22 protein-coding genes are annotated in these 20,696 nt (G+C 70.4%); 14 read left to right on the forward strand and 8 right to left on the reverse strand.

All coding sequences use genetic code 11. The annotated features are described in order from the left end of the window. Nucleotides 1–5: 5 nt before the first annotated feature. The 3 genes from Q0Z83_RS15965 to Q0Z83_RS15975 form a co-directional block, all read right to left on the reverse strand. On the reverse strand, nucleotides 6–2,468 hold the full coding sequence (locus Q0Z83_RS15965) for an ATP-binding protein (protein ID WP_317794711.1): 2,463 nt from the start codon (nucleotides 2,466–2,468) through the stop codon (nucleotides 6–8). Between the two features lie 425 nt (nucleotides 2,469–2,893). Beyond that, nucleotides 2,894–3,559 (reverse strand): NAD(P)-dependent oxidoreductase, encoded by a 666-nt coding sequence (locus Q0Z83_RS15970; RefSeq protein WP_317794712.1) that lies wholly within the window; start codon nucleotides 3,557–3,559, stop codon nucleotides 2,894–2,896. Between the two features lie 5 nt (nucleotides 3,560–3,564). Then, the gene (locus Q0Z83_RS15975) at nucleotides 3,565–4,251 is read right to left on the reverse strand and encodes a DsbA family oxidoreductase (protein WP_317794713.1); all 687 of its coding nucleotides are present in this window, start codon (nucleotides 4,249–4,251) and stop codon (nucleotides 3,565–3,567) included. A 105-nt stretch (nucleotides 4,252–4,356) separates the two neighbouring features. On the opposite strand from Q0Z83_RS15975, the gene Q0Z83_RS15980 reads away from it, so the two are divergent. From Q0Z83_RS15980 to Q0Z83_RS15995, 4 genes are all read left to right on the forward strand, one after another. Continuing rightward, nucleotides 4,357–4,767: a winged helix-turn-helix transcriptional regulator gene (locus Q0Z83_RS15980; protein ID WP_317794714.1), complete on the forward strand. Its 411-nt coding sequence runs from the start codon at nucleotides 4,357–4,359 to the stop codon at nucleotides 4,765–4,767. Between the two features lie 119 nt (nucleotides 4,768–4,886). Next, nucleotides 4,887–6,386 carry an MFS transporter gene (locus Q0Z83_RS15985; protein WP_317794715.1) on the forward strand — a complete coding sequence of 500 codons (1,500 nt, stop codon included), beginning with the start codon at nucleotides 4,887–4,889 and terminating at the stop codon, nucleotides 6,384–6,386. Nucleotides 6,387–6,400: 14 nt separating this feature from the next. Next, nucleotides 6,401–7,000, forward strand: coding sequence for a TetR/AcrR family transcriptional regulator (locus Q0Z83_RS15990; protein ID WP_317794716.1), 600 nt, complete (start codon nucleotides 6,401–6,403; stop codon nucleotides 6,998–7,000). A 234-nt stretch (nucleotides 7,001–7,234) separates the two neighbouring features. Next, on the forward strand, nucleotides 7,235–7,768 hold the full coding sequence (locus Q0Z83_RS15995) for a hypothetical protein (protein WP_317794717.1): 534 nt from the start codon (nucleotides 7,235–7,237) through the stop codon (nucleotides 7,766–7,768). 144 nt (nucleotides 7,769–7,912) lie between these two features. Here the strand turns inward: Q0Z83_RS15995 and Q0Z83_RS16000 are convergent, their stop codons facing one another. Both Q0Z83_RS16000 and Q0Z83_RS16005 read right to left on the reverse strand, forming a co-directional pair. After that, nucleotides 7,913–8,530 (reverse strand): hypothetical protein, encoded by a 618-nt coding sequence (locus Q0Z83_RS16000; protein ID WP_317794718.1) that lies wholly within the window; start codon nucleotides 8,528–8,530, stop codon nucleotides 7,913–7,915. 155 nt (nucleotides 8,531–8,685) lie between these two features. Beyond that, the gene (locus Q0Z83_RS16005; RefSeq protein WP_317794719.1) at nucleotides 8,686–9,318 is read right to left on the reverse strand and encodes a class I SAM-dependent methyltransferase; all 633 of its coding nucleotides are present in this window, start codon (nucleotides 9,316–9,318) and stop codon (nucleotides 8,686–8,688) included. Nucleotides 9,319–9,495: 177 nt separating this feature from the next. Here Q0Z83_RS16005 and Q0Z83_RS16010 point away from each other — a divergent pair, with 177 nt between their 5' ends. Next, nucleotides 9,496–11,142 carry a hypothetical protein gene (locus Q0Z83_RS16010; RefSeq protein WP_317794720.1) on the forward strand — a complete coding sequence of 549 codons (1,647 nt, stop codon included), beginning with the start codon at nucleotides 9,496–9,498 and terminating at the stop codon, nucleotides 11,140–11,142. Between the two features lie 3 nt (nucleotides 11,143–11,145). On the opposite strand, the gene Q0Z83_RS16015 is transcribed toward Q0Z83_RS16010, so the two are convergent. Continuing rightward, nucleotides 11,146–12,132 (reverse strand): phosphotransferase family protein, encoded by a 987-nt coding sequence (locus tag Q0Z83_RS16015; protein WP_317794721.1) that lies wholly within the window; start codon nucleotides 12,130–12,132, stop codon nucleotides 11,146–11,148. Beyond that, the gene (locus tag Q0Z83_RS16020) at nucleotides 12,125–12,973 is read right to left on the reverse strand and encodes an EamA family transporter (RefSeq protein WP_317794722.1); all 849 of its coding nucleotides are present in this window, start codon (nucleotides 12,971–12,973) and stop codon (nucleotides 12,125–12,127) included. Before Q0Z83_RS16020 ends, Q0Z83_RS16015 begins: the two co-directional genes overlap by 8 nt. Nucleotides 12,974–13,069: 96 nt before the next feature. Here Q0Z83_RS16020 and Q0Z83_RS16025 point away from each other — a divergent pair, with 96 nt between their 5' ends. Further along, on the forward strand, nucleotides 13,070–13,933 hold the full coding sequence (locus Q0Z83_RS16025; RefSeq protein WP_317794723.1) for a LysR family transcriptional regulator: 864 nt from the start codon (nucleotides 13,070–13,072) through the stop codon (nucleotides 13,931–13,933). A 7-nt stretch (nucleotides 13,934–13,940) separates the two neighbouring features. Here Q0Z83_RS16025 and Q0Z83_RS16030 read toward each other — a convergent pair whose 3' ends face one another. Further along, entirely contained in the window at nucleotides 13,941–14,099 is a 159-nt protein-coding gene (locus Q0Z83_RS16030) for a hypothetical protein (protein WP_317794724.1), read from the reverse strand. 67 nt (nucleotides 14,100–14,166) lie between these two features. Between Q0Z83_RS16030 and Q0Z83_RS16035 the strand changes: the two genes are divergently transcribed. The 8 genes from Q0Z83_RS16035 (at nucleotide 14,167) to Q0Z83_RS16070 (ending at nucleotide 20,687) form a co-directional block, all read left to right on the forward strand. Beyond that, nucleotides 14,167–15,048 carry a hypothetical protein gene (locus Q0Z83_RS16035; RefSeq protein ID WP_317794725.1) on the forward strand — a complete coding sequence of 294 codons (882 nt, stop codon included), beginning with the start codon at nucleotides 14,167–14,169 and terminating at the stop codon, nucleotides 15,046–15,048. 45 nt (nucleotides 15,049–15,093) lie between these two features. Beyond that, complete coding sequence (locus Q0Z83_RS16040) at nucleotides 15,094–15,420, forward strand: hypothetical protein (RefSeq protein ID WP_317794726.1); 327 nt, start codon at nucleotides 15,094–15,096, stop codon at nucleotides 15,418–15,420. A gap of 354 nt (nucleotides 15,421–15,774) precedes the next feature. Further along, nucleotides 15,775–15,987 carry a hypothetical protein gene (locus Q0Z83_RS16045; RefSeq protein WP_317794727.1) on the forward strand — a complete coding sequence of 71 codons (213 nt, stop codon included), beginning with the start codon at nucleotides 15,775–15,777 and terminating at the stop codon, nucleotides 15,985–15,987. A gap of 28 nt (nucleotides 15,988–16,015) precedes the next feature. Next, a complete protein-coding gene (locus Q0Z83_RS16050; RefSeq protein ID WP_317794728.1) occupies nucleotides 16,016–16,252 on the forward strand; it encodes a hypothetical protein in 237 nt (78 codons plus the stop codon). A gap of 119 nt (nucleotides 16,253–16,371) precedes the next feature. Beyond that, the gene (locus tag Q0Z83_RS16055; RefSeq protein ID WP_317794729.1) at nucleotides 16,372–17,898 is read left to right on the forward strand and encodes an alpha/beta hydrolase; all 1,527 of its coding nucleotides are present in this window, start codon (nucleotides 16,372–16,374) and stop codon (nucleotides 17,896–17,898) included. Nucleotides 17,899–17,988: 90 nt separating this feature from the next. Beyond that, a complete protein-coding gene (locus tag Q0Z83_RS16060; protein ID WP_317794730.1) occupies nucleotides 17,989–18,654 on the forward strand; it encodes a DUF6882 domain-containing protein in 666 nt (221 codons plus the stop codon). Nucleotides 18,655–18,839: 185 nt separating this feature from the next. Beyond that, the gene (locus tag Q0Z83_RS16065) at nucleotides 18,840–20,258 is read left to right on the forward strand and encodes an FAD-dependent monooxygenase (RefSeq protein ID WP_317794731.1); all 1,419 of its coding nucleotides are present in this window, start codon (nucleotides 18,840–18,842) and stop codon (nucleotides 20,256–20,258) included. Nucleotides 20,259–20,309: 51 nt separating this feature from the next. Next, nucleotides 20,310–20,687 carry a VOC family protein gene (locus Q0Z83_RS16070; RefSeq protein ID WP_317794732.1) on the forward strand — a complete coding sequence of 126 codons (378 nt, stop codon included), beginning with the start codon at nucleotides 20,310–20,312 and terminating at the stop codon, nucleotides 20,685–20,687. Nucleotides 20,688–20,696: the final 9 nt, after the last annotated feature.

The following is a 20,696-nucleotide window of genomic DNA, read 5'->3' on the forward strand; positions in this document are numbered from 1 at the left end:
GCAGTTCACCGGCAGTTGTCGACGTGAAACGGATCGACCGCCCGCATCACCGCGAACAGCTTCCCGGCGGCATCCCCATGCCGAGCCGCCCGCACCGGATCACCACCGACGAGCGCGGCGGCCAAACCGGCGTGCGCGACCGCCTCCTCATACCGCGCATCGATACGCTGAGCCAGCTCCAAAGCCTGCCGATGCAACCCCACCGCGGCCTCCACATCCCCGGCCCGCAGCGCCGTACCGCCGAGCCGGTTGAGAGCCAGACACCGCCCCTGCGGACTACCCGACCGCTCCGTACGCCGCACCGCGGCCTCATGCAGACGCCGAGCCTCACCCACATCACCGACATGCAGATGAACGATGCCGATCTCCGCCAACACCTCCGCCGCACCGGTCTCATTACCGGCCGCCTCGAAATGGGCGAGCGCCCGCCGCAACAGCAACGGCGCCACCACCCAGTGACCCAACCGCGAATGCGCCCGACCCAGCTCGAACAGGATGAAAGCCCACCGATAGCCCTCACCACCCAGATCCGCCCGATGACACGCCGCCCGCCGCAGATGATCCAGCGCGGCACCGTACCGACCGAGCGCCGTATGGCACTCACCGAGCAGCCGCAGAGCATTGGCCCGATTGATCGCCAGACGCCGCCGCACCGCCTCGCCCTCCCCCGGGTCAGCGGGCTGCGCCAGCACCCAGTCCCCGTGCGCGACCACCTCGTCGAACCGGCCACTCTGCATGTCCAGCGTCATCAGATTCACCCGGGTGAGCAACTCCGCCGTCGTAGCACCGGTCGCCCGCCACAACTCCAGAGCATGACCGACATGCTCTCGGGTCTGCGCCATCCGACCTGACCGGGCATAGGCACCGGCCAGATAGTTGTGCGCCATCGCGGTCAGGTCCGCGTCACCCAGACGCCGCGCCGCGGCCAACGCCGCCTGCTGCACGGTGATCAGAATCCCGGCGTTACCGCGCCGCCAGTGGAACCCCCAGACCGCACGAGCCAGCAGACACACCAACCGATCCATCCCGAACCGCTCCGCCGACCCGATCGCCGCCAGCACATTGCGCCACTCCGCCTCCTCCCACCGGGTCCGCTCCACCTCGGAGACGAAGACACGACGATGGAAAGACACCGGCCCCCACCCCGGCGTGTGCAACCCGTCGATCACCGTGCCGTCCGGCAGATCGGTGACCATCGAATGCAGGTAGTACTCCAGCAGACGCCGCGCGGCCGCCCGCCGCACCGGCTCCTCATCCACCTCGGCCGCCAACCGACCGGCGTAGTCACGCACCAGATCGTGCAGCCGATACCGCCGCTCACCCCGTTCGTGCAGCAGATGCGCGTCGAGCAGTTCCTCCACCGCTGGGCCGACGGAGGCGGAGGTGCCACCGGTCAGCGCCGCCGCCGCGTACTCGTCGAAGTCCTCACCGCTGAGCAGCCCCAACCGCCGCAGCAGCTCCGCAGCCGGCCCGGTGAGCTGCCGGTACGACAACGTCAACGCGGCCGCCACGGTCATCCCCTCGGCGGCCAACTCGACCACCGGCGGCTGCGCGTTACGCAGCCGCTCGGCCAGGTCGGCCACCGTCCACGCCGGCCGGTACCGCAGCCGGGCCGCGGTCAGACTCAGCGCCAGCGGCAGATTCCCGCACAGCCCGGCGACCTCGTGGGCGTAACGGTGCTGCCCCACCATCCGCTTGGCACCGATCACCCCGGCGAGCAGCGACACCGCCTCGGACTCATCGAGCGGATCGAGGGTGACATGCTCATCGGCGTCCAGCCCCACCAGACGACGCCGACTGGTCACCAGCACGAGCGCCGATGACAGCCCCGGCAGCAGCGGCCGCACCTGCGCGCTGCCCGCGACGTTGTCCAGCACGACCACGATCCGCGCGCCGGCCAGCTCGGTACGCCACCGGGCGACCCGACCGTCCACGTCGTCGGGCAACTCGCCGGCCGGCACACCGAGCTGCCCGAGCAGCAGCCCCAGCGCCACCGACGTCTCGACGGGTGCCTGCGTGCTGTGCCCGTGCAGGTCCACGAACAGCTGCGCACCCGGGTAGCGGTCCGCGACCTGGTGGGCCACCTCCAGAACCAGCGCGGTCTTGCCCACCCCGGCCATCCCGTCGACGGCGACGACCAGCGGCCGATCGCGCCGACGGCGGTCGACGGTGGACAGCAGCCGCGCCAGCTCCCCGGACCGCCCGCGGAAATGCGGGGCCGGCCGGGGCAGGCAGTGCACCGCCGGGCGCTCAGCGGGCGGGAAACCGGCCCGCACGAAGCTGTCCCGCTGCGTGCCCTCCAACCCGAAGGCATCCGCGAGCAACCGCGCCGACGCCGGCCGGGGCACCTGGACCCGTCCGGCCTCGAGTTCACGGATCGTACGCACGCTGATCCCGGCGCGTCCGGCCAGCTCCTCCTGTGTGAGCCCCAGCCGCCGCCGGTGATCCACTACGAGTAGTCCGAACATGGGCCCCCCAAGCCGTCCGGCTATGGCTAACCAGTCTCCCAAGCATCGGCAAATGTCACTTTAATGTCGGCGAAGCCGTCCTCAGGGGGTTCAGGTGCGGCTTGCCGCACTGCCTCTAGGGCATCCTAGGAAACTAGTCGAATCGCCTCGGCCCGCGCCCCGCGGGCAAGCCGTCCTCCAGAGGCCGACAATGGGCGGATTTTCGTGGCGCGGGTCGGCCCGGTGGAGTTGGTTGGAGATTCACCGGCTCCGACCCCTACAGACTCCAGTACCGCTACCCGGACAGCGTCCAGATCGGCCGACGACCACGGCCTCGCACCCAGGACCCGCAGCCGCGCGGACTGCTCGACGAGCGCCTGTGGATCGTGTTCCGCCTGTCCGGTGACCACGACCTGGCGGCGGCCACGCGCGGTCTGCGGGGGCTCTCAGCCGGGCGCGTTCCAGACCAGGGGCGCTCGATGGGTCCAGGCGTCGCCCTCGATCGTCTGGACGAGGAACCGGGCGAGGTCGGCGCGGTTGATCCGTGCGCCGGGCACTTCGGTGCCGGCTAAGGCGGCCCGCACGGGGCCACCGGCGGGTTCGTCGGTCAGGGCCACGGCGCGGGCCAGGGTCCAGTCGATGCCGGACGAGGCGCGGACGACCTGGTCGACGCCGGTGTGGTCGGCGAAGCCTGCCTTGATGTTCGACAGCTTGATGAACGCTTTGACCAGCGGGTTGAGCCGGCCCCAGTCGTCGCCCGCGCCCTGCGTGGATGTCAGCACGATGCGGCGGATGCCCTGCTCGCCCATGACGGTGAGCGTGTGGCGGGCGGCGACGGTCATGAACATCGGTGGGCTGACCGGCTTGGCCCACGGGTTGTCGGAGGCGCGGGCGTTGGACAGCACGCTGATCACCGCCTCGGTGCCTTCGGCGGCCCGGCGGATGTCGTCGATGTTCGCCGGGGTGCCCGGGATCAGCTCGACGCCGGCCGGTGCCTGCACCTTGTCGGGGTTGCGGACGAGAGCGCGGACGCGGTGGCCGCGCTGAGCCGCGTACGCCAGCGCGTGAGCGCCGGTGCGGCCGCTGCCGCCGAGTACCAGGAGGTCGGTCATGGTGATCAAATGCCTTTCGCGGAGACCGGAGCATCGCCGAGGCGGGTGCGCGGGCGGCCGGCGTCCCAGACCTTGCGCAGCAGCTCAAGGAGGCTGTCGCTGTCCTGGGCGCCGGGCACGACGTAGCGACCGTCGACGACGATGAACGGCGCACCGGTCGCCCCCAGGCGCCGGGCGCGGGCCGCGTCGTCGCGAACCTGCCTTCGGTAGCGGTGGTCGGTGAGGGCCTGGCGGGTCTGCTCGCGGTCCAGGCCGAGTCCGTCGGCGAGCCCCAGCAGGTCGTCCAGGGAGAAGACCGGCTCGGCCCGGCCGAAGTAGATGGTGAAGATCGCGTCCCAGGCCTCGCGGTTCCTACCCTGGGCACTGGCGTGGGCGAGGAACTCGTGCGCCAGATCGGTGTTGCCGACCCTGTTGTCCAGCACCCGGTACGGCGTCAGCCCTTCACTCTCGGCGATTCTCTCGATCCGCCGGGTCGCGGTCTCGGCCTGGCCGCCTCCCACGCCGTGCCGGCGGAGCAGGGCCTCGCGGACGGAGAGGGTCTCTCCCTCGGGAAAGCTGCTGCTGAGCGGGAACGAGTGGTGGACCAGGTCGACCTCATCGGCGTGCTCGAACCGCTCGATGGCCCTAGCCGTCCGGTGGTTCCCCAGGCCGCACCAGGGGCAGGTCACCTCGGACCAAATATCCACCTTCATCACATACCTCCATTTCTTACAACTTGTGTGTAGCGCAACGGTAGGCCAGCATGGAGGGCGATACAAAAGGCACATTCGTGTGCGTGCCGGAGAGGAATGTGCGTGATGGAGACGGTCGACGGAGCAGAGGCGCCGGCAGCGGCGGCGATCGGGCCGTGCGCGGCCATCCCCGCCGAGCACATGGACTTCATCCGCCAGACCCTCGACCGCGTCGGCGACAAGTGGAGCCTGCTGATCATCGCGGTCCTGGAGTCCGGACCGCTGCGCTACACCGACCTGCAGCGGCAGGTCCCCGGCATCTCCCAGCGCATGCTCAGCCTCACGCTTCGCCAGCTCGGGCAGGACGGGCTGATCACCCGCACCGCCTATGCGGAGGTCCCGCCGCGCGTCGAGTACACCCTCGCCCCGCTGGGCCGCGGCCTGCACGAGATCGTCACCTCGCTCATCGGCTGGGCCGCCGACCACCACGACGAGATCCGCGCCAACCGCGAGCGCGCCGCGACGACAGGTTCCTGACCGTCCCCGAACAGCCGCGGCCGACCGGGGCGTCCGCGCTGCGGCGAGGGGCCGGTGGGCGGCCACGTCACACCGTTCAGCCCTGACGAACTGTACCGACCAGTCGGTACAGTTCGGGGATGCTCCTGTCACCGACCGACGCCCCACCACGGCGCCGCTGGGCCGCCCTCGCCGTCCTGGCCGCCGCGGTGCTGCTGCTCGCCATCGACAACACCGTGCTGGCCCTGGCCGTACCCGCGCTCACCGCCGACCTGTCCCCCACCGCCGAGCAGGTCCTCTGGATCGGTGACATCTACTCGCTGGCCCTGGCCGGGCTGCTGGTGCTGATGGGCAACCTGGCCGACCGGTTCGGCCGCAAGCGGATCCTGCTGCTCGGCGCGACCGCGTTCGGGGTGGTGTCGCTGCTGGCCGCGTTCGCCGGGAGCCCGGAGCAGCTGATCGCGGCCCGGCTGGCGCTCGGCGTGGCGGGGGCCACCCTGATGCCGTCGACGCTGTCGCTGATCCGCAACCTGTTCCCCGACGACACCGAGCGGGCCCGGGCCATCGCCATCTGGTCGACCGCCTTCGGCGCCGGCTCCGCGATCGGCCCGCTGACCGGTGGTTTCCTGCTGGAGCATTTCTGGTGGGGCTCGGTCTTCCTGATCAACGTGCCGGTGATGATCCTGGTCCTGGTCTCCGGATGGTTGCTGCTGCCGGAATCCCGCGACCCCGAGCCGGGCCGCTTCGACGTGCTCTCGGCGGCCCTGTCGATGGCCGCGATCGTCCCGCTGGTCTTCGCGATCAAACACGTCGCCGGCCACGGCCTCGACCCGGTCACCATCGGATGCGTGCTGGCCGGCACGATCGCCGGAATGCTGTTCGTGCGCCGGCAACGGCGGCTCGACCAGCCGATGCTCGACGTGGAACTGTTCCGCAGCCCGGCGTTCTCCGGCGCGGTCGCCGCCAACGTGATCGCCATCTTCGCACTGACCGGACTGCTGTTCTTCTTCTCCCAGTACCTTCAACTCGCCCGCGGCCACAGCCCCCTGGAGGCGGGCCTGGCCGAGCTCCCGGCGACGCTCGCCTCGATCGCCGTCGTCGCGCTGATCGGCGTCGCGGTGACCCGACTGGGCCGCGGCCGGGCCATCGCCGTGGGTCTCGCGGCGGCCGCCGCCGGCCTCGCACTGGTCGCGGCGGCCGCGCATGGCCCGTACCTCTGGTTGGGTCTCGCTCTGATCCCCATCGGTCTGGGCATCGGCCTGGCGATGACGCTGACCGGCGACGCCATCGTCTCCGCGGCGCCGCCGCGCAAGGCCGGCTCGGTGTCGGCGATCACCGAGGCCGCCAACGAGCTCGGCGTCGTCCTCGGCATCGCGGTCCTCGGGTCGCTGGTGTCGTTCGTCTACCGCGACGCCGTGACCATCCCTTCCGGCCTGTCGGCCGAGGACACCGCGGCGGTACGGGACTCGCTCGGCCCGGCACTGCGGGTGCTGGGCCCACAGTCGCCCGCCGCCGACGCCGCCCGCGACGCGTTCATCGCCGGCATGCAGGTCACGTCCCTGGTCGCGGCCGCGCTGACGTTCGCCGCCGCACTGGTGGCGTGGCGACTGATCCCGTCGCCGCGCACACCCCGGGCGTAGGTAGGTTGTCGGACGTGGGACGCACAGCGGGCCGGTCACCGGAGGAGACGAGGCGGGCGCTGCTGGCGGCCGCCGCCGAGGCGATCCGGGTGCGCGGCATCCACGCCTCACTGGACGAGATCGCCCGCTTCGCCGGAGTCTCCAAAGGCGGGCTGATCTACCACTTCGCCAGCAAGGACGACCTGATCATGGCCCTGGTCCACGCGGAGCTGGCCGCGTTCCAGGCCGCCGTCGACGCCGAGTCGGATCCGGCCGACACCGCACCCGGCCGTCTGACCCGCGCCTACATCCGCGCCGTGCTCGCGCCGGGCACCGACGACGAGGCCCGCGAGTCGCTGGCCCTGATCACCCAGCTGATGACCCTGCCCGCGGTCGCCGACGTGGCCCGGGCCGACGCCGAGCGCATCGAGGCCGCCCTGGTCGCCGACGGCCTCCCGGAGGACGTGCTGGCCCTGGTGGTGGCCGCGGCCGACGGCATGAGCAGCGCCCCGCTGTGGGGCGGCTCGGCCCGCACTCCGGCCCACCGCCGGCTCGCCGACCGCCTGATCCACCTGACCCGCCACCCGGCGCTGTGGGAGTCGCTGCCCTGGCCTACCGGCCGAGAGGGCGCCTGATGCATCGGCCCCCGCCGTGGCGCGCGTGGGGCTTGTGGTGGCGGCCCGGCTGAGCAGGTCCATGCCGACCATGTCGTCGCTGACGCCGGTCGCGGTGACGATCACGAGGAACAGTCGGCCGACGATCTTCTTGCCGGCATCGATGCCCTGGGTGTCCCGGATGAATCTCGACCGACCGCCGTGGGCTGGATGAGACCTGCCGGCCGCGCCGAGCGGTCCGGTCATACTGAGCTCGTGGAAGCGCAGCTGGAGTGGTGGGCCAACAGTTCGTTCGCCTTCGGTCCGTTCCCGGTCGTTGTCGAGGACGTCCAGACCGGACGGCTGCGCCACACGACACACCTGGAGGATCTGCGGCAGACCCACGATCTCGATCCGGCATTCACGCTGCGATTCGGCGACGACACCACGATCGAAGTCGTCGTAGGGCGACCTGACGACGAAGGGCGATTCTCTCTCACCGCGTTGGAGGAGACCGGCACCGGAGAGTTCACCGAACCCGAAGACGTCGCGCTTACCGCGGCCTGGCTCACCGAACACGGCTTCGTCAACTCCCAGACGACATCCAGCTCCGGGGGCAACGGGAGCCGCCTGTTCGAGAGAAACGACGGGTGGGAGGTCCGCTACCAGTGTGTTCTCGGCACCTGGACGCTGGAGCTGAAACCGCCGCAGGGCGCCTACGTCGATTTCGCCCGGGTACGTGTCCGAACAACCCAGCCATGCTGGCACGAGGAACTCCCGGAACTGATCACCAGGCCCGCACCGCGGTAACGAGCAGCAGTCCGCTCATAGCCACGAAGTGCAACATACTGACGGCATCCGGTATCGAGGTGTCGCGATTTCGAACCGCGTATCGGGTTCTGGTCAAGGCGATGACGCTGCATTTCTGCTTTCCCCGACCACAGGGAACCGAGTTCACGACTCGGCGGTAGCAGGCCGACCATGTGTTGCTTGCCGCCTCCGGTTGGCGACGAGGACGTAGAAGCAGCCCACCACTCCCACCGTCAACAGCGCCAATCCGCTGATGGCGTTAGCCATGTGGTTCGGCCAAGGCAGGATCGCGGGGGTGGTGAACCGACCGAGGACGAATGGCTCCAGCACGGCTCCGATGGGAACGACAAGCCGGGCCGCGATCCCCCACCAGTCCAGTCGGCGAGCGATCGCGCCCACCAGGCCGAGCGGTCCGCCCATGACCATCGCGGCCAGGAGCCAATACAGGTTCGCAGTCCAGACGTCCGGATCGAACATTCCGAAGGCGAGCCCCATGCCGTAGTGCACGACGCAAGCGGTGAGCAGGGCGACGATGCCGGCGGCAACGGCCGAGGCGGGGCGGCGGACAAGCCACCCGGATATCACTGCCAGCCCTGCCCAGACCGTCCCTGCGTTGACCAGTTGGCTGAGGGTTAAGCGGCCGGCCAGCAGCGTGTCGGCCTTGCCTTCGAGCTGGCTCAAGGTCGTCACATTCGAGGCGAGCGACACCAGGGCGAGCGCAGTGGCGGCGACGATTACAAGGCTCCATCCCCGTCGATTCATAGCCGAAGGTTACGGACTTGCCATTCCGCCCCTGCCGAGCGGTGGCCGGAGCGCAACGTCGCTGGGCGGCGTAGCCGGTCCAGGTCGCTCCGAGCGCAAGACCACCATCACTCAGTCGCGGGTTCGCATTCTCTGCTATTCGCGACGGCACAGGCTCACAGAGAGCTACTGAGCGTCAACGACTGGAAACGGAAACCACGCCCGGTGTCGACCGGGTGGAAGTCCACCACGTCGAAGCCGGCGTCGGTGACGAAGCCGAGCAGCTGCTCGTCGGTACGCCAGGAGAAGAACCGCGGCGGCACATGCTGGTCACCGTCGATCGGCCCCTCGGCACTCTCGGCGCCGCCGTACACACCGACGAACAGCAGACCACCCGGGCGCAGCACCGCCCGGATCGCCGCCAGCACCGCCGGGAGATCCCGGTTCGGCACGTGCAGCAGGCAATTCATCGCGAACACGGCGTCGAACGATCCGTCCGGAAAGTCCAGGTGCAGGAAATCCCGCTCGTACGCCTCCAGCCCCTTGGCCCGGCAGTGCTCGACCATCACCGGCGACAGATCGACCGCGACCACCGCCAGCCCCTGCTGCTGGAAGAACAGACTGTCCTGCCCGGTGCCCGCACCCACCTCGAGCAGCCGGGCCCCGGCCGCCAGCCGATCTTGGAAGGTCTGCCGCTCCACCAGCTTCCACGGCTCCTTGGTGAGACCGTCGCGCCACTCGGCGCCATTGTCGTACGCCTGCCGCAGGGACTCGAGGACCTCGCCATACCGCACCGTCATGACGATCATTATCCGAGGCGGGACCACACGTCATGAGTCCGGATACCGAATCACGAAACCGGCGCCTGCTCCGGGCCAGGCCGCCACCAGTCGCAACGACGACCGGGAACACCGGTGGCTTGCATACGGGGGTCCATGACGGCAGGATCTCCCCATGATCAAAAGAATCGAGCTTTCCGGTAACCGGTGAACGCGTTCGAGGCCCGGGTGGACCGGGTGCTGGGTGCCGTCCCCTTCTGCGAGATCGGCCGGCCACGCGTCACCGCAACCTCGCCCGACGAATCGCTCATCGCGGTGGGCGGGGCGCTTGCTTGGCCGCAATGGCACGGTCGCGACGTCTCTCGTCGATCACGACCGAATCCGGGTTGGGACCCGACGGCGGTCTACCGCTCCGACGATCTCACCTGCCTGTTCCATCTGACTACCGAATGGCCGGCCAAAGCGCTCGCCTTCCATCCCACCCTGCCGTTGTTGGCGATCGGCACCGGCTCGTACGACGGCGGATGGTCCTACGAAGGCGAACTGCTCCTGCTGGACCTGTCCACCGGTGCGACCGTGTCGCTGCTGGCTCATCCCCGGGAGGTCCGGCAGCTCACCTGGCAGGATCCAGAGACTCTCGCACTGGTGCTCGCCGTTGGCTGCGACGACGATGAGGAGCGGTTCGGCACCACATCTCTGGCCTGCACCATCCGCCGTGACGACTGGACCCGGGCCACCGCAGGCATGCTGCGTATGCCCTACGGCGAAGAACCGTATCTGGGCGAATCTCGAACGGATCCCGCTCTCGCTGCCGCCGCCGTGGAACGACTGTGCATGGAACGAGGACTCGCCTGGACGCCCCGCCGCGCGGTCTGGGCGGTGCAGGCACTCGCCGATGGCCGTACTCTCGCCGCTCTGGAAGGCATCGCTCTGGAATGCTGGACACCGACGTCCGAGGCCCGTGCCTGGCAGGTGCCCACCGACGGTACCGGTTGCCAGGTGACCCCGCTGCCGGACGGGCGAACAGCGCTGACCTTGACACAAACCCCGCACGCCTTCCACGGCGGCCGATGGACGAGTGAGCCGAGCGTGGTGGTGGAGGTCGACCTCAACGACGGCGACGTTCGGGAGACCCACCAGGCGGCATCCCCCGCCATCCTGGTATCCCGGGCCGACGGCCGGTGGGCGCTACGCGACACCGAACACGACGCCACGACGATGACCGGCGAGGTCACACTCATCGATCCCGGCGGTACACAACCGGAGGCCGTCCATCTGGGTCGTTACGACCTGTTCAATCACTACTTCGACATTCGGTACGCCCCCGACCTGCTGTTCCTTCAGGGTCGGGGCGATGAACCCCACCGGGACAAATGGGTGGTCGCCGTGGACACACCGCACGGGCGGGTGCGGCAGCTGTTTCCTCTTGAATGGGATACCGCGCGCGGTGGGCACCTGTTCGGCGGTTGTGGCGCCTACCTCGAAGATCGTGCCGGGCCGGCGCTCGTCCATGCCGGAACCGTGCACAACGGTGCCGGGCTGTTGCCCGGGAACGCTTTCGTGGCACGCCGCGCGTATCCGACGGGCGAGCCGCAATGGGTCTTCACCGCCGACCACCAGGCCACCGCACTCGACGTGGACGACGACTTCGTCCACGTCGCGTTCACCTCGGGCGAACTGGTCATCCTGCGGGCCGAGGACGGCGCGGTGCAGGTACGCCGGCAGCTACTGGTGAACGGCCACCGGGTCGTCCCGCTCTCCCTGGCATGCGCGGGAGCGAACCGGCTGGTGATCGGCACTCTGGACGGCCGAGTGCTCGACTGTTCGATCACAGCATCGCCACGGTCGGAGTAGCCGTCAGACGGACTCCGACCAGTCCACGATCAGCTGGAACATCGGGGCGCGGCCGGCGAACATCGACTCCCAGTCACGGGTGTCGTAACCTCGGCCGCGCGGGCTGCTCCACGCCGACACCAGCATCCGCGGCAGCAGCCAGAAGTACTTCGTCGCGCCGGTCACCATGATCGCCCGTCGCGCCTCGGCCGGTGCCAGCACCTCGGCCACTCCGCGGGCGTAACCGCTGATCACCGCCTCGACCACGGCCGGCAGCCGGGCCACGTCGGTGTAGCCGTCCCAGAAGGTGTCCAGCGCCAGGTTCGCCGCGTCCTCACCCAGGGCGCCGGGTCCGGCGTACGCCCAATCGAGAAGCACCGGCCCGCGACCGGAACCGATCAGATTCATCGGCCAGACGTCGTGATGGCAGAGGGTGCGCGGCAGCGCGGCCGACGCCTCGATCAGCTCGTACCGGCGCTCCCACAACCGCCGCAACCCGGCACGCAACGCCGCCGGAAGGGCGGCCTCGGCCGCCGGATGATCCCAGCGAAGATCATCCGGGACCGGCTGGGCGAGCGTGTAATCGGCGAGGAAATCCCGGGCCAGCCAGGCGGTCCGCGGCGGGTCACCGGCCCATCCGCTCTGCGCGACCCCGAGTCGGTACGCACAATCGCCCAGCTCAGCAGTGTCGAGTGACATCCCGGCCGTGCCCTGGACGTCTTCCAGGAGCATCTCGATCGCGTCGTCACCGAGCGGGTTCACCGCGATCAGCGCCGGCCCGCCCAGCCCACCGGCCGCGAACGCCGACGCCGCCAGCCCGGTCTCGTAGACCAGCGGCTCCCGACGCCAGTAGTTGAAATGCCCCGGATCGGCACTGGCCGCCAGGTGCGCGGCCGCCCCGTCGCGTCGCGCGTTGACGACCTTGCGGATCGCCGTCCCGGCACCGTGCTCGACCCGCCACACCCCACCGGTGACCTCGTTCGCGGTCGAATGAACCAGTTGCTCAGCCACGTCCCGCATTCTGCCTGACCGCGACCACGTTGACGGCCACCACCACGGCGATCCCGATCCACTCGTGCAGCGCCAGGACCTGTCCGAGAAGGATCAACCCGGCCAGCGCCGCGAACACCGGGTGGACACTCATCACCACTCCGAAGTAGGCGGTCGGCACCCGGCGCAGCGCCAGCAGGTCGATCGCGTACGGGACGACCGACGCCATCAGGCCCGCCGCCACGCCGTACAGCAGCGCCATCGGTGTCATCCGGCCCTGCACCACCAGCACGGTCACCAGCGGGAGGGTCAGCACCGCGGCCACCGTGGTCGCCGCCGCGGTCGCCTGCAGCCCCGGCAGACGCCGGCCGAGCAGCCGGTTCAGCAGGATGTAGGCCGCCCAGCAGCAGGCCGCGACCAGCCCGCAGCCGATGCCCACCCAGTCACTCGTGCCGGACGGCAGCACCAGCACGTACACCCCGGCGCCGGCCCCGACCGCGCACAGCAGGTCGAGCCGGCTGCGGGAACCGGCCAGCGCCACCGCGAGCGGCCCGAGGAACTCCAGGGTGACCGCCAGCCCCAGCCCGATCCGGTCGATGGCCGTGTACAGGGTCAGGTTCATCGCGACGAACACCGTGCCGAGCAGGATCGTCGGCCACCACTGCGCCCAGGTGAACCGGCGCAGGTTCGGACGCACCGCCGGCAGCAGCACCGACGCGGCCACGAACTGCCGGACGCCGACCACACCCGAGGGGCCGATCAGGTCGAACGCGTGCGCGCCGATCGCCGCACCCGTCTGGTTGCTGGCGGCTCCGCCCATCATCATCGCCAGCCCGGCGAGCCGTGAGCCCCGCCGTGTCACCGTTCGCTCCTCGACCGCAACCGTCATGTCACGAGTGTCGACGTCCGGTGGGGCCGGGGAGAAATACGCGACGCGCTCGACTTATACGCTGAGCGCATGGATCTGCAGCTGCGTCATCTGCGTGCGCTGGTCGCCGTCGTCGACACCGGCACGTTCACCGACGCGGCGACCGAGCTCGGCGTCTCGCAGGCAGCGGTGTCCCGGTCGGTGGCAGCGCTGGAGGAGGCGCTGGGCGTCCGCGTGCTCCAGCGCACCACCCGGTACGTCACGCTGACCGGGACCGGCACACAGGTCCTGGCCGGGGCCCGCCGCATCCTGGACGAGGTCACCCACCTGAGCCGCCTCGCCGAACGGCAACGCAGCGAACTCCGTTTCGGGTACGCGTGGGCCGCCCTCGGCAAACACACCCGCCGCCTGCAGCGCACCTGGGCGGCCCTGCACCCGGGCACTCCCCTGGTGTTCGTGCACACCAACACCCCGAGCGCGGGCCTCAGCGACGGCACCGCCGACGTGGCGGTGGTGCGCCGTGCCCTCGAGGACCCCCGCTTCGAGTCGGCGCACATCGGCACCGAGGCCAGGTGCGCGGCGGTCGCCACCGACAATCCGCTCGCCCGGCGCCGGACCGTGCACGTCAGCGACCTGACCCGCTACCCGGTGGCGATCGACGATCGTACCGGGACGACCACCCTCGACCTGTGGGCGCCGGGCCCGGCGCCGGCCAACGTCCGCACCACCCACGGCGTCGACGAGTGGCTGCTGCTGATCGCGGCCGGGCAGGCGGTCGGCATCACCTCGGAGGCCACCGCCAACCAGAACCCGCGCCCCGGCGTCGCCTACCGGATGCTGCGCCAGGCCCCACGCATCGACGTCTGGCTGGCCTGGTGGCGAGACGATCCGCCGGCCGACCTGACCGATCTGATCCGCCTGAGCCGAGCCGCCTACACCCCGACCACGCCCTGACCCGGCCTCACCGCCGACCGCCGATTCGGCGATTCGGCGATTCGGCGACCCGCTGCGCCGCCGCGCCTCGCGCCACCTCAGCGCCGAACCCGACCGTCAGCCCGCCGTCGATCAGCACTTCCGGCCCGTCCAGGCGGCCGCCCGCAGCCGAGTCACGACCGGTCACCCCGCCCAGCGCATCCTAGGAAGATAGGCTGAAGCCTCCCCGGCACAATGTGGACCCGGAGGTCCACATGATCGACGAACCGCCGGCCGACCTCGGCACGGTCCCCTGGGCGCAACTGCACCACGCCTACGGCCCGGCATCCGACGTGCCCGCCCACCTGACCGCCCTGCGCTCCCCCGACCCGGCCACCCGCGACCAGGCCCTGGACGCGCTCGCGATCAGCGTCTGCCACCAGGGCACCCGCTGGGAGGTCAGCCAGTGGGTGGTCCCGTCCCTGATCGCGCTGATCGACGCCCCGGACACCCCCGGCCGCGGTGCCGTCCTGCACCTGCTGACCAGGATCGCCGTCGGCGACGACGACCCACCCCTCGATCCGGCGACGGCCTTCGCCCGGACCGAGATCCTGGACCGGGTCGACACCACCGCGCTGGTGAACCGCTTCCACCTCGAGGAGGACGACTTCACCGACGACGAGATCACCCTGCTGGACGCGGTCGCGGTCCGCTGGGCCGCCGACTGCTACCACCGCACGGCGGAACACCTCCCGACGATCACCGGCTGGCTGACCGACCCGGACGATGACGTGGCCGCCCGGGCCGCGGCCCTGACCGCCCGGCTCCCACCCGATCCGGCGGTCGTCGACGCCTGGCTGCGCGTCCCCCGGGACCGCGAGCAGCCCCGCGCCTCCGCCAACCTGGCGCTGGCCCACTACCCCACGACGGACCCGTCCATCGACACGACACTCCAGGACATGACGGTCACCGGCAGTGATCTGGTCGCCATCACCGCCGCGGTGGCTTCCGCGTACCGCCGGGGTCTGGAAATCGACCCACCCGCGGTGACCGTCCTGATCGACGCCGCCGACCGCGAATCCCTTCGCGATGTAGTCGGTTGGTCCCGCGCCACGCGCGGCTTCGTGATGCGCGCCCTGCACCGCTTAGGTCTCTGAGGGGGTACGCCCGACGCGCGCTCGCCCGGCGGGGACAATGCGGGGGTGCGTTTCGGAAAGCCGTTGCCGTTCCAGGGCCGTGTCGTCTGGCTGACCCCCGAGCAGGGCGGCCGCACCTGCGGCCCGGCGACGGGTGACCCCGAGACCGGCGACTACGCCGCGACGGCCTACCTCCCGCCGCAGAACGCCGAGAGCGGCCTGGCGTCGTTCGTCCTGCGGATCACCGACCCGGGGGCGTGGATCTCGCTGGCCGAGGGCGCCTGGCTGGTCCCGCAGGACGATCCGGCGTTCACCGTCGCACCGGGCGCGGTCCTGGTGATCACCGAGGGCCCGCAGCCGGTCGCCTATTTCCATGTGGCCGCCATCCACTGACGCACCGCCGCACCGCACCACCGGCCCCACCGCCGGGCACCGCGCCGGTTCGGCCCATGATTCGGTCCCGCGTGCGGTTCGACGCCGTCCGATCCGATCATCCGAGGCCGTATCCGCGCCCCGTCTGGCCGGTCCCGAGCGGATGCGTCTGGTTTTCCCGGCCCGTCGGGCGTATCAGCCCATTCAAACTTGACGATTAATATTGCCCTATATGTGGATTAGGCCTCATATTCATGGCGAGGGTCACGCAGAGGTCGCGACAAACGGGGCGTCGTGACCTCCGACATCGGGGTCATGGCCCTCACCGGTGCACCTGCGCCGGATCCGGCGCATCGCTCGGATCGGAGGTCGACCATGTCTTTCTCCACCACTCTGATGTCGCTTTTCGACGCACCGGCCGCCTGCCTGGTCGTCGCCGTCGTCTGCCTGATCGTCGGGCTGGCGGCCCTCCGACGGGCGCTCGCCGCCATCGGTCCGCTGCTGCGGGCCGCGGCAGCGGCCGTCGTCGTCACCCTCACCACCCTCACGGCCCTGGCGTTGGTCGCCGTGGCCGCGTTCACCTGGTGAGCCCGCCACGGAAGACAGGAGCAAGCCCGTGTTCGAGCAAGCCCTCGCCGTGACCGCGGCCACCACGATCGCCCTGCTGGTCCTGACCGAGATCATCGCGGCGGTGCTGCCGATGGTGATCGTCCTGCTGTTCGTCCCACCGCACGAACGCGACGGGCTGGCCCGTCTGCTGGCCGCATGCGACAGTTCCCGCCGCCTGCGCCTGTGGCCGGCGTTACGCGCGGCGGTCCAGGCCCGCCGCCGCGCCACCGAACAGGTCCGCTGACCGCGCCGCGCCGGTCGCGGGCGGCACCCGCGGCCGGCGCCTACACGCCAAGAGACAGCGACATATCTGAATACGTGAGAGCATGCGCAGGTTCCTGCTTCCCATCGGAAGGAGTGTCCATGCGCCGACTCGCCGTACGGGCGGGCGCCGCTCTCGCCCTCACCGCCGCCGCCCTCGCCGTGCCCGCCGCCGCGACCGCGGCCGCCCCGTCGATCACCTGGTCCGCGTGCACCGAGACCGCCCTGCTGGGCTTCGACTGCGCCACCTACGAGGTGCCACTCGACCACGACCGACCGGGTGGCCCGACCACCACGATCGCCCTGTCCCGACGCCCCGCCGACGATCCGGCCCGCAAGATCGGCACGATCTTCGTGAACCCCGGCGGCCCGGGTGGCGCCGGACGGGGCATGGTCCGGTCCTCGGCCCGGATCGCGTCGCCCGAGGTCCTGGCCCGGTTCGACCTGGTCGGTTTCGACCCGCGCGGCATCGGCGCGAGTGATCCGGTCCAGTGCTACCCGACCGACGAAGAGGCCGTGGCCGTGCTCGGCCGGATCACCGGCGTGCCGATCACCAGGACTCAGATCCGCGACACCCTGGCCGCGAACTGGGAGTACACCGAGGCCTGCAAGAAGAACATGGGCCCGCTGCTGACCCACATGAGCACGCTGAACGTCGCCAAGGACCTGGACCTGCTCCGCAAGGGTTCCGGCGACTCCCGCCTGACCTACATCGGCTACTCCTACGGCACGCTGATCGGTGCCACCTACGCCAACCTGTTCCCGAACCGGGTGCGGGCGATCATCATCGACGGCAACGTCGACCCCGACCAGCGGACCAACCACCGGCTGGCGAACAAGTTCGGCCGGGCCGGCGGCTTCGAGATCGCGCTCGCCGGGTTCCTCGCCGAATGTGACAGGGCCGGGGCGGCGTGCGCGTTCTCCGGCGACGCCCGAGCCAAGTTCGACCGGCTGCGCGATCGGCTGCGCCAGGGACCGGCCGAGATCCCCGGCGAGGGCACCGTCACGATCGACGACCTGACCGGGTACATCGGGCAGCAGCTCTACAACATGGGCAACTTCCCGATCGCGGCGCAGACGCTGCAGAACGCCTACGACGGCGTCTTCGGCGATCCGGCCGCGCTGCGGGCCACCGGCGCCGGACTGCCGAAGGCACCACCCGCGCGCGGCTGGCTCGGTGACGCCTACTCGTTCAACGGCAACGACTCCTTCTTCGCGGTCAACTGCGCGGACGCACCGCTACCGCGTGATCCGAAGCTGTACCCGGGGTTCGCGGTCGCCTTCGAGAAGGCCCATCCGACCTTCGGCCGGGCCGAGGCGTTCAGCGAGGTCGGCTGCGCCAACTGGCCGGTGATCAAGGAGGCTTACGACGGACCGTGGAACCGCCGCCCCGCCCAGACGGTCCTGGTCGTCAACCCGACCTACGACCCGGCGACCCGGTACGACTTCGCGGTCCGGATGACCCGCCAGCTCGGTAACGCACGGTTGCTGACGCTGGACGGCTTCGGCCATGCGAGCCGCTACAGCGCGTGTGTCACCAGCTGGTATACGCGGTATCTGATCAATGGGGAGGTGCCGCCGGCCGGAACCCGGTGCACCCAGGACATCGCTCCGTTCCCCGCTGTCTGATGTCTGACCGGCCGGTGCCCACCCGCGGGGTCGGCACCGGCCGAAAGGCATGTCACACTGCACCGGCTCCCTTGATCGAAAGGCCGGTCCGTGTCCCCGTTCGAAGCCCTGTTCGCTCAGCATGTCGCCACCGGCATGGCTCGCCAGCTGGCGCTCGCCGACCTGCTCGGCGACCGCGGCTGGCAGCTCGACCTGAACGCCGGTCTGGTCACGTTCGGTAACGATCTGCGCTACCCGGTGCAGTTGCTGGGCACGGAGAGTCACGCTGACCGCACCTGGCTGTGGGCCTGGGCCAACAGTGCCAGCAACCTGGACCCGACACTGCTCCAGCTCGCCGGATGGCTGCGGGAGCACGGCCGTGGTGAGGGCATCCGCGAGTTCTACGAGCCGTCGCTGCGGCTCGACCACATCGACGGTCACCGTCTGTCGCTGGTCGCGTCCGGGTTGACCGGCCGTCCCTACTATCGGGGCACGTACAACGGTGGCGCGATCTTCTTCCATCTGGAGAACCTGCCGTCGAAGGTGCAGGGCGCGGTTCCGCCGGAGCGGGTCTTCACCGTCCTCGGGCAGGTGTTGCAGGCCTTCGCCGTCGATCACCGCACCGTGGTGGTGTCCTTCCTGCGTCAGCAGGGCTGGCGGGTCGACGACAACAAGGGCGGTGTCCTGGGCCGACACCCGGACGGCTCCCACATGCGGGTCACCTTCGACCAGATGGGCCGGATCAGCGACCTGAGCGGTCAGGTCCAGCCGCACTGACCCGGACTGGACGCGAGGGCACCCGGCCTTGTAACTTGCACCAGACCGAGACACCACCCGAGGAGGTGAGACCCATGAACGTTGCAGCGATGTGGGTGCTCCCCCTTTCCGTCACGGTCAGGCGACCGGGCTAGGTGTCGCCGGGAGCGCCCCACCCATCTGGGCACTCCCGAAAGGCAACACCAATGGACTTCGACGTGATCATCGCCGGCTGCGGGCCGGTCGGTGCGATGCTGGCCGCCGAACTGCGGCTGCACGACGTACGGGTGCTCGTCCTCGAGAAGGACACCGAGCCGACCTCGTTCGCCCGCATCGTCGGCCTGCACATCCGTAGCCTTGAACTGCTGGCCATGCGCGGGCTGCTGGACCGTGTCCGTGCGCGGGGGCGGCAGCGCCCGGCCGGCGCCTACTTCGCCGCCATCGACAAACCGGCGCCCCCCGGCGTCGACTCGGCCCACGCCTACCTGTTGGGCATCCCCCAGCCGGTCCTCGTCGACCTGCTCGAAGAGCACACGATCGCGCTGGGCGCGCAAGTCCGGCGCGGTCTGGCCGTGACCGGCTTCGACCAGGACGACGACGGCGTGACCGTCGAACTGACCGACGGGCAACGGCTGCGCGCCCGCTATCTCGTCGGCTGCGACGGCGCCCGCAGCACGGTCCGCAAACTGCTCGGCGTCGGGTTCCCCGGTGAGCCGGCCCGCAACTGGACCCTGATGGGCGAGATGGAGATCGGTGTAGCGCCGGAGGAGGTCGGCACCGCGATGCGGGAGGCCGCCCGGCGCGACAGGCGGTTCATGGTCATGCCGGCCGGTCCCGGCGTGTACCGGGTCATCGTTCCGGCGGCGGACTCCGGCGCGCCGCCGACCATCGAGGAGTTCCGGCAGCGGCTCGAGGAGTTCGCCGGAACCGACTTCGCGGTGCATTCGCCGCGCTGGCTGTCCCGGTTCGGTGACGCCACCCGGCTGGCCGACAGTTACCGTGTCGGGCGGGTGCTGCTGGCCGGCGACGCGGCCCACATCCACCCGCCGATCGGCGGGCAGGGGCTCAACCTGGGCATCCAGGACGCGTTCAACCTGGGCTGGAAACTGGCCGGGCAGGTCGCGGGCTGGGCACCGGAGACGCTGCTCGACACCTACCAGGCCGAGCGTCATCCGGTCGCCGCCGACGTCCTCGACAACACCCGCGCCCAGACGGCTCTGCTGGCCGACGAGCCCGGCGCACGGGCGGCCCGGCGACTGCTGACCGAACTGATGGACATCGACGAGGTGAACCGGCGCCTGCTGGACAAGATCACCGCGATCGGAGTCCGGTACGACCTCGGCACCGACCATGACCTGGTCGGCCGGCGTCTGCCCGACGCCGATGTCACGGGCGGCCGACTCTACGATCTGCTGCACCGCGGGCGTGGCCTGCTGTTGGACCGCACCGGCAAGCTGACCGCCGACGGCTGGACCGACCGGGTCGACCGGCTCACCGACCCGGTGGCGGCGCTCGAGGTCCCGGCGCTGCTGCTGCGCCCGGACGGCCACGTCGCCTGGATCGGCGACGACCAGGTGGAACTCGTGGGCCACCTGGCCCGATGGTTCGGCGACCGGACACCCTGAGCCGCACGGCGTCCACCGATGAGTCTCCGGGTTCCGTCCGGTCTACCAGCCATGACCTCTATCCAGCCCATCGTCGGTACGCCCGATCTGCCCCGGCTGCGCGCCTTCTACGAGGCGGTTCTCGGTGCGCAGCAGACCCTCCGAGTGCCCGAGGAAGGTGCCGAGTTCTACGTCGAACTGCGGATCGGCGCCACCACGCTCGGGCTCGTGCAGGAGCAGAACACCGAGATCGGAGCACCGGTACGGATCATCCTCAGCGCTGAGGTGGCAGACGTCGACGCGTTGCTGCCGGTGGTCGAGTCGGCCGGCGGCAGCGTGCCGGGACAGCCCAACGACATGCCGTGGGGTCAGCGGGTCGCGCACGTGCTCGACCCGGACGGCAACATGCTCAACCTGACCAGGTGGCTCGGGGACGGGCTCCCGTCCTGACCGGCCCCC

This window comes from Actinoplanes sichuanensis, from assembly GCF_033097365.1.
Classification (GTDB): Bacteria; Actinomycetota; Actinomycetes; order Mycobacteriales; family Micromonosporaceae; genus Actinoplanes; species Actinoplanes sichuanensis.